At 39.3% G+C, this 17530-nt stretch carries 13 protein-coding genes; 10 read left to right on the forward strand and 3 right to left on the reverse strand.

Going from position 1 to position 17530, the window contains the following annotated elements; all coding sequences use genetic code 11:
- Positions 1-152: 152 nt before the first annotated feature.
- A complete protein-coding gene (locus VB733_RS15730; protein WP_323340998.1) occupies positions 153-497 on the reverse strand; it encodes a hypothetical protein in 345 nt (114 codons plus the stop codon).
- A gap of 631 nt (positions 498-1128) precedes the next feature.
- On the opposite strand from VB733_RS15730, the gene VB733_RS15735 reads away from it, so the two are divergent.
- The gene (locus VB733_RS15735; protein ID WP_323340999.1) at positions 1129-1476 is read left to right on the forward strand and encodes a helix-turn-helix transcriptional regulator; all 348 of its coding nucleotides are present in this window, start codon (positions 1129-1131) and stop codon (positions 1474-1476) included.
- A 61-nt stretch (positions 1477-1537) separates the two neighbouring features.
- On the opposite strand, the gene VB733_RS15740 is transcribed toward VB733_RS15735, so the two are convergent.
- Complete coding sequence (locus tag VB733_RS15740) at positions 1538-2212, reverse strand: polysaccharide deacetylase family protein (RefSeq protein WP_323341033.1); 675 nt, start codon at positions 2210-2212, stop codon at positions 1538-1540.
- A gap of 333 nt (positions 2213-2545) precedes the next feature.
- On the opposite strand from VB733_RS15740, the gene VB733_RS15745 reads away from it, so the two are divergent.
- From VB733_RS15745 to VB733_RS15765, 5 genes are all read left to right on the forward strand, one after another.
- Positions 2546-4861: a hypothetical protein gene (locus VB733_RS15745; RefSeq protein WP_323341000.1), complete on the forward strand. Its 2316-nt coding sequence runs from the start codon at positions 2546-2548 to the stop codon at positions 4859-4861.
- A complete protein-coding gene (locus tag VB733_RS15750) occupies positions 4858-5619 on the forward strand; it encodes a hypothetical protein (RefSeq protein ID WP_323341001.1) in 762 nt (253 codons plus the stop codon). The genes VB733_RS15745 and VB733_RS15750 overlap by 4 nt, the downstream gene beginning before the upstream one ends.
- A gap of 291 nt (positions 5620-5910) precedes the next feature.
- A complete protein-coding gene (locus VB733_RS15755; RefSeq protein WP_323341002.1) occupies positions 5911-6210 on the forward strand; it encodes a sodium-dependent bicarbonate transport family permease in 300 nt (99 codons plus the stop codon).
- A 487-nt stretch (positions 6211-6697) separates the two neighbouring features.
- Positions 6698-7696 (forward strand): zinc-dependent alcohol dehydrogenase family protein, encoded by a 999-nt coding sequence (locus VB733_RS15760; protein WP_323341003.1) that lies wholly within the window; start codon positions 6698-6700, stop codon positions 7694-7696.
- 117 nt (positions 7697-7813) lie between these two features.
- Positions 7814-9955, forward strand: coding sequence for a pentapeptide repeat-containing protein (locus VB733_RS15765; protein ID WP_416336323.1), 2142 nt, complete (start codon positions 7814-7816; stop codon positions 9953-9955).
- Between the two features lie 220 nt (positions 9956-10175).
- Here the strand turns inward: VB733_RS15765 and uvrA are convergent, their stop codons facing one another.
- A complete protein-coding gene (gene uvrA, locus VB733_RS15770) occupies positions 10176-13085 on the reverse strand; it encodes an excinuclease ABC subunit UvrA (RefSeq protein ID WP_323341005.1) in 2910 nt (969 codons plus the stop codon).
- 672 nt (positions 13086-13757) lie between these two features.
- Here uvrA and VB733_RS15775 point away from each other — a divergent pair.
- The 4 genes from VB733_RS15775 (at position 13758) to VB733_RS15790 (ending at position 17448) form a co-directional block, all read left to right on the forward strand.
- The gene (locus tag VB733_RS15775; RefSeq protein WP_323341006.1) at positions 13758-13952 is read left to right on the forward strand and encodes a hypothetical protein; all 195 of its coding nucleotides are present in this window, start codon (positions 13758-13760) and stop codon (positions 13950-13952) included.
- 160 nt (positions 13953-14112) lie between these two features.
- Positions 14113-14775 carry a hypothetical protein gene (locus VB733_RS15780; protein WP_416336324.1) on the forward strand — a complete coding sequence of 221 codons (663 nt, stop codon included), beginning with the start codon at positions 14113-14115 and terminating at the stop codon, positions 14773-14775.
- 82 nt (positions 14776-14857) lie between these two features.
- Positions 14858-15022 (forward strand): hypothetical protein, encoded by a 165-nt coding sequence (locus VB733_RS15785; protein WP_323341008.1) that lies wholly within the window; start codon positions 14858-14860, stop codon positions 15020-15022.
- Positions 15023-15096: 74 nt separating this feature from the next.
- Positions 15097-17448 (forward strand): prolyl oligopeptidase family serine peptidase, encoded by a 2352-nt coding sequence (locus VB733_RS15790; RefSeq protein ID WP_323341009.1) that lies wholly within the window; start codon positions 15097-15099, stop codon positions 17446-17448.
- Positions 17449-17530 lie beyond the last annotated feature (82 nt).

Consider the following 17530-nt stretch of genomic DNA (forward strand, 5'->3'; position numbering starts at 1 on the left):
CCAGCAAATGCAGCAGGAGCCATTGCAAAAGCAGCCAATACGCCAAGAGCCAAAGATTTGTTAAACATATTCGTAGACCTTCTTAGTTGTGTGTGGTTGATGAAAGTAAAGAAAAATTGAGACTAGGACTTGATATCACCTAGTAATGTGATTTAGTAGCCGTAGTAGCAGCTAGTACCAGTTATTTGATGTTGGCTAGTACCAGTAGAGTTGACGATTCCTGTAACGTTACCCAAACCGATGTTTGCAGTTGCGATCGCTGTATTGGCTACATTACCCTGAATCTGGTTTCCGGAAGTACCGCACCAACGACGACCATATTTAATTTGGCTTTGATTGACGCTGGTGCTATTGGTGATACCAGTGACATTCCCCGCGCCAACGTTACCTGTGGTAATAATTGTGTTGGTGACGTTACCTTGAACTTGGTCAGCTAATGCAGCAGGCGCAAGAGCGAAAGCAGCTAATAAACCAAGAGCAAAAGACTTCTTCAACATATATTTAGACCTTCTTAGTCGTGTGTTGTTGATTCTGAGATAAAAAGAACACCTAAAATTTTTAATGTAAATGCATTACCCGAAATAGTTAGGTGTTAAAGACAGCAAAAAGCCTATAGACTCAATGCATGTATCTAACAGGATGTTTGAGCAAGAAAGGGTTTGGCTATTTTCTTGTCGCAACACTGAAAATCTAATCTTTCCTTGCTTACATTTAGGGATAGTAAGGGAAAACGTAATCAGAAGCTTGACTCTGGTTAGTGTTTATTGTTTAACTATTTCCAGTAAGTATTTGGTTTAGTGTTTTCTTTTTCTCTCGTTTGGAATAATCTAAGCTACATATTTCACTTGAATCATTCCGGATAGGTTAGAGATGTTTGGGAATTTTTATATTTTTTCTATAGTTAGCTCATCGCTAATCTATAGGTTGCGCTTTCTCTGACCTCTGAGTATAAACCCTGATCGACTATATTTTCGGAACTGTTCCTGGAAACATTCCTTGGAGATGCCCTATACCTAATAGTTTTAACCAAAGATTTTAGGTGTGTCAAGTCTTGGGTAAAAAAATTGGGCGTTATTTTTTTTTGGTGCTACGATTGACGACTATAGTTGAACTAAGCGTGTTGTAACTGTGAAACGGAAAGCTAAACCACGGATAGCGTCTTTGCGTGAAAGAGCAGGATTAACCCAGCTAGAGCTATCACGTCTTGTCGGCGTGACAGAAAGTACGATCCAAAACTGGGAAAGCGGTAGAACTGGAATCGACCACATTGAAAGGATTACAAAGTTTTGTAAAGCTTTGAATTGCCAAGTGGAAGATTTAATTGAGTACATTAATGAAATATCGGAAGAGCAAGCCGCAAAACCGAGTTCGTTAACCGATATTAGGAATCTACTGGGAACCGAAGAGCCAACACAAGTTGTATCCGATTTGGAGCCAAAACCTCAGCCCAGCGAGAAAAGCAAATCTAAGGCTTAAATCAAAGGAGTTAGCCCAGGCATGGAGAAATATCTTTCTTGTCCTTGTGTCTCTATTTACACTATCCTCTAATTTCTTGCCACAGACTGTCAATTGTGACAAATTGATAGCCTTGTTTGAGTAATTGAGGGATTAAATTTGCAACTGTGGCGGCTACATCCTGTCCACCGAAATATCCGTCGTGTAATACGATGATTGAACCGTGTTGGACTTGATTTAACACTCGTTTTACCACAGTATTTATACCAGGTTTTACCCAATCTTCTGGCACTACGCTCCACATAACTGGACGGTAATTCCACTGATGCAAGAGTTTTAAGGTATTGGGAGTAAAAAAACCGTTTGGTGGACGAACATCATGGATTTTTTCGGGGGCGACATTGCAGGCTTGAGCAATGGCGATTTGAGTTTTTTGCAAACTATGACGCAATTCTGCCTGAGACAGAAAGGGAAAGTTGTGATGTTCGTAACCGTGTAAACCAATCCAATGATTGTGACTGGATACCATTTTTGCTATTTCGGGGAAGCGGTTGACACATACACCCAACCAAAAGAAGCTAGCAGGAATGTTGTAATAGTCTAAAACTGCGAGTAATTGCGGTGTATATTCTTGATGGGGTCCATCATCAAAAGTCAGGGCAATATTGGGAGAATGGGGATTACCCCGCCAGAGACAATTGGGAAAACTTGGCTGGAGAATTTGATAAATTAAGGGATATAGTGGGGCAAATTGCATCATTACTAGGATACGTACTGTTGCGATCGCAATAATTGAATTTATCTTAATTAATTTATTTATTATTTTTTTTATTAATCTTTATTAATCTTTTTCTCTAAATCTCCATATATATGGTATGCACAATATTCCTTTAGCTAATACCATTCAAGTTTAGGTAATTGCCTACTGGTAAAATTCCTTTGCTTCAGATGAAATCATCAATTTTGAAGTCCCATTTCTCACAAATTAGCAACAGTTTATTTTCTTTATTAGCAAAAAATAAATTTCTCGCCAAGATGGGAATAATAAGCGAGTAAAGTTAATGATAGTATCGGGGGGAAATCCGATTGTATGCCTGATATTAAGATAATTCGGGCAGCGTTTCGTGAAATCCAGAAACTACCACCTGCTGATTTGCAAAGAATTTATCAGATTTTGCATCGGTTGAGTTTAGGGGATGAAAGACAGACGAAAGCGCTGAAGGGGGTGAGCAATCTTTTGCGTACCCGTTTAGGAAAATGGCGTGTGATTTGGCAACGCCAAGATCAAAATAATATTGTGGTAATTAAAGCTGGGTTGCGTGGTGGCGTTTATGATGATGCTTTTGATAGTCGCGATCGCACTCAACCACAAATTATAGAGGAATTGTTGCACCCGCAGGGGACAATACTGGCTGAAAATCCTTCTTATCAATGGAATCATGAGCAGGATAATGATTGGTATCGGTTTGTGTATGGTAGTTATCGTTATTCACCGATTTTGACTGAATATCAGCGAAATATTCTGGATGAACCTTTAAAAGCTTTATGTTCGCAATATCCATCAAGCACAGTGCATCAGTTTGAAGATAGTTCTTGTGTTGTGATTCAAAGTGCGCCAGGTACGGGAAAAACAGTATGTGCGACTTTATTTGCATGTGAAGTTCATCGCAATTATGGATGGAATACAATGTTGATTGTACCGGAAGCTTTGCGGCGTGATATTGCGGAGTTTTCGGAAGTTAAACAAGTTATTGAGCAAGAAAATTTTTGGTTGGGTACATTTCCACAATGGTTAGGTGAAATTAATCCCGATTTTGATAGTCGTCTGGCTTCACCACAGCAGGAGTTGGAGGCTTTACGACAGGCGTTAAAGTTTACTCGTCAAAGTGATATTACGACTAATGATGTTTTGTTATATCAAGCATTTGTGTTGGATGAGGAGAAACGTCTGCAAGACAAAAATGTCATGTTTCAAGTCAATTCACACCGAGTCAATAATTTATTAAGAATTAACAAAAAACATTTTTATAAGGCGTTATCATGTCGAATTTGTCGATTAGATGCGGCAAAAATTCTCCAAAGTAAGCTTAATCAGATTCCGAGTAGTTCTGATTGCACTTTATTAATTATTGATGAAGCTCAAGATTATTTATTAAGTGAATTACAAGCAATTATTTCAGTTTGTAAAGCATGGTCAGAACAAGGGCATAAAACCTATTTATGGTTGTTGGGAGATTTAAATCAGCGCATTCAAACAACTGATTTTAATTGGGGACAATTGCAAATTAAACATTCGATTGAGTTGGTGAGAAATTATCGAAATTCCCAACAAATATTAGAATTTGCTAATCAATTTTGGCATGTAGCTCAAAGTATTACAGCGAAAAATAAATGTAAAGAGTTGCCGCTACCAGCTAACCCCCAATACGCTTTTGAGAATGGAGAATCAGTTAAGTTATTAGAGTTAGATTCTCAGGCTTCAGCAATGTTATTTTTAGAGCAACTAGCTGGAGAATGTAGTAAAGAAGAAAATCGTCGTTATTTGTTGCGCGATTTAGCCAAAGCCATCAAAGTCCTCTCTAAAACTTCTTTAGATACCCGTGAAAACTTAGTAATTTTAAATCCAGAAAATGCCAAAGGTAGGGAATTTGAATCCTGTGTCGCTTTCTGCTTATTTGCAGGTGACACAGCCCCATCATTAGAAGAAAGTTTTCAATGGTACACTCTCTTAACTCGTGCCCAATCACGTTTATTAGTTGTAGCTACCACTGCGGAAATTAACCGCCTAAAAGATAATGGCTATGACTTTTTTAAAAAATGCGATCGCATTAATGCTCATGACGCGATTAAATGGATTACAGAAGTAGTTAGTGACACCGATTTAAATCAAATTACTGATGATGTCCAACAGCGCTTATTAAAACGTTGTGAAACAGGTTTTCTTTATTGGGATACATACCTGGCTCTGCAATTTGCAGGTGTGGAAAATACAAATCTTTATAAATGGGAAACTCAGGCAATTTCATTATTGAAACAGCATTCCCTAAAACATCTCCAGTATGAGTTACAACAAACTCAAAATATTCACCTGCGTTGTCTTTTACTCAGAGCTATGGAGCATTCTTGGGAAGCAGTTGCAGAAGCTTCATTATTAAAAAATAGTGATACCAGAGAATACGAACATTTACTCAAAGCGATTGCCAAAGATTTGGAAGCTAAGGGAATGCCCTATGAAGCTGCCAGAGTCAGAGGACATATTGCTAATGGAAATTACAAACAAAATTTTCCTTTTTGGCAAGAGGTAAGTTCTCAATCAACTCCAAATATATCTCTGGTAAACTTACTCTGCCAATCATTTAATTCCCGTATAAATAAACTTATAAAAAATCAGGATGATAATCAATGAAAACACTTACCGATTTAGAAGTTGCAAAACAATTAGACGAATTGTGGCAAACTATAGAACGGGGGATGAAAGTATCTCATGAAGTTTTAGAAAAAGCACAAAAAATTCATACATTTATATCTCATGAAAATAGCAAATTAGAACAAGTTACATCAGATGCATCTTTAATTGCAAATACTATTCAAAATTCAGTTAGGGAAATCCAACAACAGCAATTACACCTGCGTGAAAATATCAAAATAGCATCTCAAATTAATGATGAGATTGCATTGAAAGTTGAAAAAGTTGGTAATTATGACGATATTATCGAGAAGTTTCACCAAGAACTCGAAAATATTCAGAATAGTCTTGATATAGCCCAAAATAAACTACAAGAACTACAATCAATATTGCCAAAACCTACTGATAATTTTTTCCAAAATCTCGATGATATCAAAGCTATAGCATCTCAAATAAATATCAGCCAGCAAGAAATAGTAAGGATACAAAAACAAACTGAAGATGCAGCAAATGAGACTAGTGAATCATATGTACAAATTCAAAAAATCAAAAATGAGATAGAATCTATTTTTAGCGAGTTTGGAGGCAAAGAATATCTAAATAAATTAAATTGCCAGCATCAAGAAGCAATTACAGAAATTGAACGCTTACACACAAAACTAGATAATCAAATTCAAAAACAAAATGTCATTCGTAACTGGTTAATGGCTGTTTCTTTTGGTTTTGGTTTAACATTAATTATTGCGATCGCTCGATAAGTATAAATAAATATTATACAAAATACAATCCCAAAAAAGACAAACAAATATAATTATTTCATCCCATTTTAATCAAAAAAATATGGGTGTAAAGTTATGAGGAAAACATTCTTAAATCACTCCATCTTTTGATTATTTGCTAATTTTATAATTAGACTCTTGACACGAGAAGATTACTGGTACAAACTGGAGCAATTTACTAGAGAAGAAAAAGATATACTCGGAATTTTCTCCGGAGTTCTATCATTTTTCTTATCGATATAAATAGGGTTGCATCAAGGAGAATCAGGGTTGAATAAAACAAATTCGTTTGTAATTAGTTTCTCAATACTTATGCCAGTAGCAAATGCGATTATTGGCATTATTATCGCCAAAATCCTGGGTATGTCTCAGGGTAATGCACTCTTATTTGCCATACTATCAGCCAGCGCATCTTATATTGCATTTCCGACTGCAATGCGAATGACTGTACCCGAAGCAAATCTGAGTCTATATGTGTCGATGGTATTAGCTTTCACTTTTCCCTTTAACATTATTGTGGGAATACCTTTGTACATGAATATTGTCAAAGCTATCGGAATCGGTGTCTAGTTACAAGTTACATACATGGTTATAAGCAAATTCAAGATTGGGATTGTGAAATATATAAAACAGCAATAATTTCACAATCTCAAATTTAAATTAAAGCCTAAAAATCTAATTTCTATATTTATATAATTTCTCCAAAAATCGCGATCGCAAAAAATTGAAATCATTCCTAACAAAGTTTGCAAATAACCAAAATATAGCCAAAATTGAATAATAAGTTAATATTTTCCAACAATATACGTAAATACAAAAACGACACTTTTCAAGCTCATCATTTACATCTAGAAGAGATTCTACATAAGAAAAATAAGTAGGTTGGTGTTGAAAATTGTCGTTATGACAAGGCAGGTAGCAGAAGGCAGGAGGGAAGAGATTTTTGGACAACTTTACTTTCCGTTACATACTTCTGTTTTTTAGTGCCGTTCTACTTAATAGTATCCCCTCTTTAGGATAAATTAACCTTAAGGAACATGCATCCTAGGAGGAGAAAATGAAAGCAGTATTAATGACAGGAGCAGGAAACCCAGAGGTATTGCAACTACAAGAAGTACCAAAACCTTTTCCCCAAGCAACAGAAATCTTAGTTAAATTAAAAGCCGCAGGTGTTAACCCCATTGATACAAAACTCCGCAAACGTGGGACTTTTTACCCCGATAAAATGCCAGCAATTATTGGTTGTGACGGCGCAGGAGTTGTCGAAGCCATCGGTGCAGGAGTGACAAAATTCCGTGTTGGTGATGAGGTATATTTCTGCAATGGTGGATTGGGTTTCCATCAAGGCAACTATGCCGAATATACAACCATTGATGAGAAATTTGCTGCCCAAAAACCTGCTTCTATCTCCTTTGCAGAGGCTGCTGCCGCTCCCTTGGTACTTATCACTGCCTGGGAAGCACTGTATGACAGAGGAAGACTGGCACCTGGAGACAAGGTATTAATCCATGCAGGTGCTGGTGGTGTTGGACATGTGGCAATACAATTAGCAAAGCTTAAGGGGGCAATAGTAGTTACAACTGTGCGATCGCCTGATAAAATTAGTTTTGTCGGAGAATTAGGAACTGACAAAGTAATCAATTCTCAGGAAAGCGATTTTGTCCAAGCTGCATTAAATTGGACAAATGGGGAAGGTGTAGATTTGCTTTTTGATACCATCGGTGGGGAAATATTTTCTCAGTCTTTCCCAGCAGTACGGGTATATGGCGATATTGTGACGATTTTGGAACCTGATGTCAATACTTCTTGGAAGGTTGCACGCAACCGCAATCTCCGCATTAGTTTGGAATTAATGTTGACTCCAATGTTGCAAGGAATTGTGGAAGCGCAGCAATATCAGGCGGAAATTCTTAAACAATGTGCGAGTTGGATGGATAAGGGTGAGCTAAAAATCCATGTTAGCCATGAGTTTCCATTACAAGATGCAGCAAAAGCTCATCAATTACTGGAAAATGGTTCAATGACAGGTAAAATTGTCTTGCTCATGGAAAGTTGATGACACACATTAAAGTTGGACGAATCATTTTTTAAACCTAGAGTCTCACCAAGACAAGTGCAGAATCTCGCAGAGAAATGTTGGCTTTCTAGCTGTATAAAGCTTTGTGTTTTAATCATTTCTCTTTTGATTCTCTTTTTCCCTCTTCCTCTACAAGCACAACCGCAACTGGAGCGGATTCCCCTCACACTGGAATTGTTGCAGGAAAGGTTGCATAATCCAATTTTGCGTGAGGGAAATTTGACAGTCGATTTGCGACAAATGACAATAGATTTACGTTCAGAAAATGCTAGTTTTAGTGACGAATTTTATCAAATTTTGCGAAAGGAATTACAAAAAGCTGGGACGAAATCTTTGGGTTTAGATTTGAGTAATTCCCTAATTCAAGGTGATTTTATTGGTAGTGATTTGGGCGTACGAACTACTATATATTCACAAGCGATTTCCCCGACATTTTCTCCCACAGAACAGGAACAAATTGAAGGATTACGAAGTGTTTGTTTAGAATCTTTAGGAATGGGTTTACCGAGTTCTAAAGACTGTCGATCGCTATTAAGAAGTCAGGCAAATTTATCGAGCGATATTAGCGTTTTTCGCGGCACATTAACGATGCAGCAAACACGTTTTAATGGTGCTGTTCAGTTTGCAAATACTTTTTTTCTTCAGCCTATTGATGCACAGGGAGCTATTTTTAATCAGGATGTGAATCTCGCGGAAACTAGGTTTAGTCGTGCCGTAAATTTTAATACTACTACTTTTCGTCGGGAAGTTCAGTTAGGAAGTAGTATATTTTTTGAGAAAGCGGATTTTAAACAAGCGCAATTTCAAGAGGCTGCTTATTTTCAAGATTGTATTTTTGAGGATAGCACTAATTTTACTCAAGCAACTTTTCGACAATTAGCTAAATTTAGTCGAGCGAGATGGCGGAAAAATGCTGATTTTTCCCAAATTCGTTTTGCTGGGCAAAGCCAATTTACCAGAAGCTCTTTTAATCAGTTTCTCCTATTTACAGAAACAACTTTTGAACAATCTGTCACATTTCGGGAAGCCAGTTTTCAATTACCTGTAACTTTGCGAAGTGCAAGTATTTTGAATTTAGCTGATTTTAGCGACGCGAATTTTGCTCAATCAGCCTATTTAAATGTATCAGGTTTAGGCTTTAACTCGAATCAAGCAAAGATTTTAGGAAATCCGGGTGAAATTGGTAAGGTACTTGTGGTTTCTGGCTTACAAGGAAATCAAAATGTCTTACGAAATTTGGTACAAAATTTCCGTTCCTTACAACAAATTACCGATATCAATCAACTCGAATATACCAAGCAGCAGTTACGCTTGATTGAATTTAGTCGCCAGTTATTTGGTACTAATATTAATAGTGTTTCTGAAAAAAGATTGATTGATTTGGGATTTTCTAATTCACAAGTAGAAGCAATTGTCAAGTATCGTCAAGAAGAACCATTTCGTAACCGCAGTGAATTACTTGCACTACCAGATATTGACTTTGAGACTTATATTCAAGTAAGCGATCGCATTATCGTTAGTAAACCTTTATTATTAGGTGGATGGCTGCTAACTGCTTGGAGTTGGTTAGCCCTATCTTTGTTACTACTACTATCAGGATACGGCACACAGGTGTGGTTAGTTTTTGGAGTCGGAGTAATTGCGATCGCATTTTTTGGTTTAATTTATTGGTTAATAGATCGATTTCGTCGTCTACATCCAGTGGCAATTATTCCTAATTATTACGAAACTTGTTGGATATTCGGAAGTTTCTGTATCTTCAATTTGATTGGTTTACTAGCAATTTTTCGTAATTCTGAACAACCTTGGTTAACTTTAACCTGTTTGTTAATTATTATTTTACCAATTCCTATCACCCTGATAATTCGACTTTACAAAATCGGGCGTTTCCATAATCAAATGGATGTTTCCTACTTTACTGAAGATGGCACATTACGACAATTGCGTTTACTAATTGGACGCTTACCAGTGATTCCCAGAAACCAAGCATTTCGCGATCGCTATATGCCCATATTGTGGGATAGACGCTGGAATTGGTTAAATTATTATGACTTTAGTTTAAATAATTTATTGCGTTTGGGTTTCAATGATATTCGCTTGCGTGATGAATATCTTCCCGGCATTATTTCTAGTTTGGCGTGGTATCAATGGAGCCTCGGAGTTTTATACATTACTTTACTCCTATGGACACTCTCCCGCACAATTCCTGGTTTGAATTTATTGATTTATTTGAAATAGATTAAGCAAACAATTTATCAACAGAAACATTCTTCATAATTTCCCATTTATATATCCACTCAATGAGTAGCAAACTCACTAAATTGACGCATGTAAGGAGAATGAAAAGCCAAAACAATATCATCTTAATGAAGCAACCATTCTAAAATGACAAAAAGCTTCTGCCTTCTGCCTTCTGCCTTCTGCCTTCTGCCTTCTGCCTTCACGTACTAGAAATTACCTAACTCCCAACTGTGGCAACTGCTGGATACTGCTTCAATACCTGTCGCAAATAATGCCCAGTATAAGACTTTTCATTTTTCGCCACATCTTCCGGTGTCCCCACTACTATTAATTCTCCACCTTTATCGCCACCTTCGGGACCTAAATCGACTACCCAGTCGGAACATCTAATTACATCTAAATTATGCTCGATTAATAAAACAGAATTACCTTTATCAACTAATCTTTGCAACACATCCAATAATTTATGCACATCATAAAATGAGAGTCCAGTTGTTGGCTCATCAATTAAATATAATGTCTTTCCCGTTGCACGTCTTGATAGTTCAGTCGCCAGTTTCACCCGTTGCGCTTCACCACCCGATAAGGTTGTGGCTGGCTGTCCAAGTCGCACATAACCGAGTCCAACATCAAATAATGTTTGCAATTTATTGACAGCTTTGGGAATATTTTGGAAAAATTCTAAGCTTTCTTCAACTGTCATATTCAGGACATCGGAAATTGATTTGCCTTTATATTTGACTTGTAATGTTTCGCGGTTGTATCTTGCGCCTTTACACACTTCGCATTGCACGTAAACATCAGGTAAAAAATTCATCTCAATGACGTTGACACCCTGCCCACTACAAGCTTCACAGCGTCCACCTTTAACATTAAATGAGAATTGTCCGGGTTTATAACCACGAGCTTTGGCTTCTACAGTTTGTGAGAAAACATCACGAATAATATCAAAAACCCCTGTATATGTAGCAGGATTAGAACGGGGTGTACGCCCAATTGGTGATTGATCGATGACTATAGCTTTATCGATCGCAGTTAATCCTTGAATGCCATCTACATCTTTAGGAAATGGGATTTTTTTGGTGATGTGGTGTTGTAGGGCAGGGTAAAGAATTTCGTTAATTAATGTTGATTTGCCGGAGCCAGATACGCCTGTGACGGAAACTAATTTACCTAAAGGAATATCAACGTTGATATTTCTCAGATTGTTGCGACGGGCATTTTTAATCATTAAATTTAAGCCATTTCCATCACGTCTTTGTACTGGTGTATGAATGACTCTTCGCCCAGATAAATATGCACCCGTCAGTGAATCTTCCGCATTTAATAGTGCTGCTAAATCCCCCTGAGCCACAATATTCCCACCATGCATTCCCGCACCAGGACCAATATCAACAACGTAGTCGGCGGCGCGAATGGTTTCTTCGTCATGTTCAACTACGATTAATGTATTCCCTAAGTCACGGAGCCGATTGAGGGTACGCAATAAACGTCCATTGTCGCGCTGATGTAAGCCAATGCTAGGTTCGTCAAGGACATATAATACACCAGTTAACCCGGAACCAATTTGCGTCGCGAGCCGGATGCGCTGTGCTTCCCCTCCAGAAAGGGTCATAGCCGGACGGTCTAGGGTAAGATAGTCCAATCCCACATCGAGGAGAAATTGCAACCTCGCTTTGATTTCCCGCAGGACTAAGTCTGCAATTTGTAACTGACGCGGATTTAATTTCAGATTGTCGATGCGTTCTTGGCAGTCGCGAATTGATACACTGGTTAAATCCAGGATTTTGTATTGCCCCAAGCGTACTGCTAAAGCTTCAGGTTTTAAGCGTTTTCCGTGGCAAACTGGGCAGGGTTGATCGATTAAAAATTGTTCGAGCTTTTGTTTGATGAGTTCGGAACCACCTTCATATTGACGCTGGAGGATGGGAAGGACACCACGAAATTGATTTTTTTGTCCTTTTTCCGGTTCTTCCCCCTCTAAAATGATATGACGTTGTTCGTTAGTGAGACTACTCCACTGGCTTTGTAACTCGAAACCGTGTTCTTGACCTAAACTGTAGAGAAGTTCAAGGTAGTAGGAATTTTCCTTTTCCGACCAAGGCGCGATCGCTGCATATACTGGTGCATCTGGATCGGGTACTACCAATTCCGTGGCAAATCTCCTTAAACTACCAATGCCATGACAGTGGGGACATGCACCATAGGGTGAGTTGAAGGAAAATAAACGTGGTGATAGTTCGTCCATGACTGCACCGTGTTCGGGACAGGCAAAGTTTTCGGAAAACACCATTTCTTGGTCTACTGGTGCTTCTAATGATTGTTCTCCTTCTGGCAATGAATCTACAGGGGTGTAAAGTATCACCGCTATCCCCTCGGAGAGCTTCAAACACGTAGACAAAGAATCAACTAGACGCTCTTGTAATCCGTCTTTTTTTATCAGACGGTCAATAACAACTTCTATTTTGTGTGTAAAATTTTTATCTAACTCGATGGAGTCGGAAAGTTCTCTGACTTCACCATCTATACGAACGCGGACAAAACCTTGGGAAGCTAAACTCGATAATAATTTTTTGTGAGTACCTTTTTTACCGCGAATTACTGGAGCGAGAATTTGGAATTTGGTGCGTTCGGGTAATTCTAGAATTCTATCAACCATCTCATCGATAGTTTGCGGAGCAATATTGCGATCGCATATTGGGCAATGGGGTTGTCCGGCTCTGCCGTAGAGCAATCGCATATAATCGTAAATCTCGGTAACAGTGCCCACAGTCGAGCGCGGGTTATGAGATGTTGACTTTTGATCGATGGAAATAGCTGGACTCAACCCTTCAATTGCTTCGACATCGGGTTTATTTAACTGTCCTAAAAATTGTCTAGCATAGGCACTGAGGGACTCGACATAGCGGCGCTGTCCCTCGGCAAAAATGGTATCAAATGCCAGGGACGACTTACCAGAACCGGAAACACCAGTAAAAACAATTAACTTATCTCTGGGAATTTCCAAGTCAACATTTTTCAGATTATGCTGTCTAGCACCCCGAATCCTAATTGTGTTTTGACTGCTTAACTGCAAGGGCAGGTTACTTTTTCCGTTCGCGGATGCGGCAATCTGAGTTTCAGACATATCGACAAGCTAAAGGTGTGCGAAGGAGGGCGAAACAGTCCTTAATAATATCACTGTTACATATCTTATGGTAGAACAATCGTACTGAGATTGAAAAATTCGGTACAGAATCAAAGATGTGGTTGGGAGATCATGTTCGGCTAATCACTTAAAATTAAAATTTCTCCGCGTCTTGAAGTCTCCGTGTCAGTCTTAATAATAAGTATTCAACCGGACATGATATGAGATGGGGAGACATGAAAATAATTCCGTCTCCCTCTTTCTAAGTCCTACAGTGTACGCACAAGTCTCTTCAGAGAACCCGTTCCCCCTTGCATAAGCATTTTCATAACTACAAACAAACATCAATCTCCAAAGTGAGAATACCTTGCGGGTAGAAATTTACAAAATTCAGAATCCATAATTCTGTGAAGTTTATAAAGACAGATGAAATCAGGTATCTGTACAGTGCATCTGTTGAGACAGAGCGAAATTGCTTCAAACCCTGAGATAGTCAGTTTCTGCACGCAAAATGTTTAAGTTGTATTCCGACTCCTGACAAATGACGACTGTATTCTTTCGTGATTAAGCTATAGCAATTAATCCAACTCTGTTAATTTTCATTGAGGGAAACGCTAACAAAGGAATCTTGCAAGCGGAATCAAGGAGTTGCCCAAGAGTAATTGCGATTGAGTGGTAGTGCTTTTATTGATTCATGGTTCACAATATTATTTGGCAGAAGAGGCTTTTTTCGTTTTTGTGGTTCTCGCTGCCGACACTCGCGACTGTTTAGCTGGGGGCTTTCTCTTCGTAGTTTTCGCTTTGACTACTGCGTCAGATGATGGTTTATCGACTTTTTGTTTTGGCGGTCGGCATATTTCGCAATAGAGTGGTTGTGAAGGGAAACAGATGCGTTCAGATACGGAATTGCATTGTTTGCATACGAAGCGATAGACTTTTTGGCGAATAATACGAACGTGAGCCTTAACAAAAATTTCCTTGCTTTCCACTTGTTTCTTCCTTTGTTGATTTGGTAATTACTATGAACGTGAATGATTCACCTGAGATTCTCAGAATGTTGTCAGCAGAACGCGATCGCTATGTTTTAGAGGTACTAGATTTAGAACGTCGCCTATCTTTCATCCGACATCAGATTAATTCTATAGAAGCTCTCATCTCAGGTTATGCCCAAGAAGACAGGATGTATCATCCTTTAGGGCAATTATCTAATTTATCTTCTACACAAGCATTCCTTCAGGAAAGTCCCAGTCAGATTAACCGACATCCGGAAAACCAACATGTAGAAGTAGCAGCACAGCCAGTTGTCGAAACAACACCTCCACCAGCCACAAATAATGTAACAACCAATGCAAAACCAAATATTTCTGACATACCTAAACTTAACATTACGAGAAAACCTGGAACCTTACTCCTCTTGCCACCATATCAAGAATACTCTGTTCAAAATGCCATTTTGATCCTATTTCGCCACAATCCTACAACTCATTTTCATGTCGATGCGATCGTTCGCGATTTGTATGGTGATGGATTAGACGAAGACCAATTTAAAATCGCTAAAGCCACTGTGAGTAAAATGCTTTCTACTGGTACACAAGCGGGAATGTGGTTCCGAGTTTTACATACTCAAGGGGTCTACACACTAACTTATGAAAAAGGTACTACTAGTAAACCGCCTAAAGGTAGAAGGTAGAAGGTAGAAAGTAATTAAGTCCTAGAACTAGTAGTTCGCCAAGCTAAAATTTACGGGTTGAAATTGACTCGGAGAGAAGCAGATGCGGAGATTTTTATCCCTGCAACATCGCTTTGGCAGACTACTAGGAAAAAGAGAAGCAGAGAGACACGGAGAAGTTGCTGTAAGGATAAATAATTCATCTTCTGGCACTTCTGGTACTTCTCGCCAATTTTGGAAGGAAGGGGATAGGAGGATATTTTCTTGACTATATTCCCATCTTCCGAATCTCCTACTCCAAAATCCAAAACCCAAAATCCAAAATCCAAAACCCAAAATCGAATGACTGAACCAACTTGGCAATCTCCACCGGCTCCAATAAACGATATTCTCAATGCAGCAGCACCTCCAACGGTATTACTTTCTCCTAATCATAAATATTTAGTGGAATTAGAACAGCCTTTGATGTCTGACATCGCCGAAATGGCTGAACCAGAAGTTCCTCTGGCGGGATTTTTACTCAATCCTCAGACAAATGCACCTGCTCGTTACAATAAATACCATAGTTTAAAGATACGAGATATTAAATCGCATACTATTGTATCTGTAGACTTACCCCAACTTGACCAGAAAGATTCTCAAATTAGTTATTTAAAATGGTCCCCAGATAGTGAACGATTAGCATTTACATTAACTCAAACAAATGGTTTGGAATTGTGGGTTGTCGAATTAGCAACAGCAAATGCCCAGCGTTTAACCGAACCAATTTTAAATGCTGCCTACGGTATTCCCCACCGTTGGTTAACAAATGACAGCTTAATTTGTAAATTTATTCCCGCAGAACGGGGTGAAGCTCCAGTCAAATCGCCAATTCCTACAGGGGCAATTGTTGAGGAAAATTTAGGGCGAAAAACACCCAGTCGTACCTACACAAATTTATTAGAAAATCCTCACGATGAGGCATTATTTGAATATTATTTATCCTCTAGCTTAGAAATAGTTAACTTAAATGGTCAGCGTACTGCTTTAATTGCACCATGTCTAATTGATGAAGCGCGACCTTCCCCAGATGGTAACTTTATTCTCTTAATGACGCTACACCGTCCCTTTTCCTACCAATTACCAGCTTCCTATTTTCCCAAACGCACACAAATACTCGCCGCCAACGGCACAATTATTCGCGAACTCGAAGACTTACCGCTTGCAGATAATCTTTCAATTAAATTTGATGCTGTACGAACTGGCAAACGACGGATTTTTTGGAGATGCGATCGCCCTGCAACTATATACTGGGTGGAAGCGCTTGATGATGGCAACCCCAGCAACCCAGCCACCAAAAGAGATGCATTATTTGAGTTAGAGCCACCATTCTCCTCAGAACCACGGCTACTTTGGCAATCAGAGTATCGATTCCAACATGTTCTTTGGGGACGGCAAGATATCGCCTTGGTTTGGGAAAGATGGTTTGATAGCCGCCGACAGCGAGTTTGGCAAATTAATCCCCAAAGTCCAGAAACCTCTCCCCAGCTATTATTTGACCGCAGCACGGAAGATAAATACAACGAACCTGGCGCACCAATGACGGTGTTAGGGCAGTATGGCAGAGATATTATGCGGCTGACTCCAGAAGGTGACGGAATATACTTGAATGGACGAGGCGCATCACCCCAAGGTGTATATCCATTCCTCGATAAATTCAATCTGGAAACTAAGGAAAAACAACGGTTGTGGCAATGCCAAGACCCATATTTTGAGGGAGTTGTCGAACTTCTCGACGAACAAGCAGAGATACTTCTCACCCGTCGTCAATCTCAAACTGAGCCACCAAATTATTACCTGAAAAACGGCAGCAACGAGCCTGTTTTATTAACAGATTATCAAGACCCGGCACCACAGCTAGCAGGAATTCAAAAACAACTGATTCAGTACCAACGTGCTGATGGTGTGGGTTTATCAGCGACACTGTATTTACCTCCGGGTTATGATGTTAACCGAGATGGTGCTTTACCCATGTTATTTTGGGTTTATCCAGAGGAATTTAAAGACCGTGAATTTGCCGGACAGGTGACAACGGCAACAAATACCTTCAGTCGCCCCCTGCGGGACTCGGTATTATTTTTACTCACCCAAGGCTACGCAATTCTTTCTGGTCCCTCCATCCCCATCGTCGGCGAAGGTGACGCAGAACCGAATGATACTTATGTTGAACAATTGGTGGCGGGGACTCAAGCTGCTGTTGATTATGTTGTGGGTTTAGGAATTGCCGATCGCGATCGCATTGGGATTGGTGGACATTCCTATGGTGCTTTTACAACGGTGAATCTTTTAGCACATACTGATTTGTTTAAAGTTGGGATTGCTAAGAGTGGCGCATACAATAGAACGCTTACGCCATTTGGATTTCAGGGCGAACAGCGTAGCTACTGGGAAGCTCCAGATACGTATAATAATATGTCTCCGTTTACCCATTTAGCCAAAGTCAAAGCACCCTTATTACTCATACATGGAGAAAAAGATAGTAATCCCGGCACATATCCACTACAAACAGAACGTTTGTATGAAGCATTAAAAGGATTGGGGGCAACGGTGCGTTGGGTAGTGTTACCCTACGAAGACCACGGCTATCGATCGCGGGAAGCTATTGGTCATGTACTCTGGGAAATCGTCAATTGGTGCGATCGCTATTTGAAGTAATATTATTTCAGTCTGGTTCAGCACTGACGCGGGGATGAGGGGACGCGGGGATGAGGGGATGAGGAGAAATTTTAATTGTCAG

It is taken from the genome of Calothrix sp. UHCC 0171, assembly GCF_034931845.1.
GTDB lineage: Bacteria > Cyanobacteriota > Cyanobacteriia > Cyanobacteriales > Nostocaceae > Brunnivagina.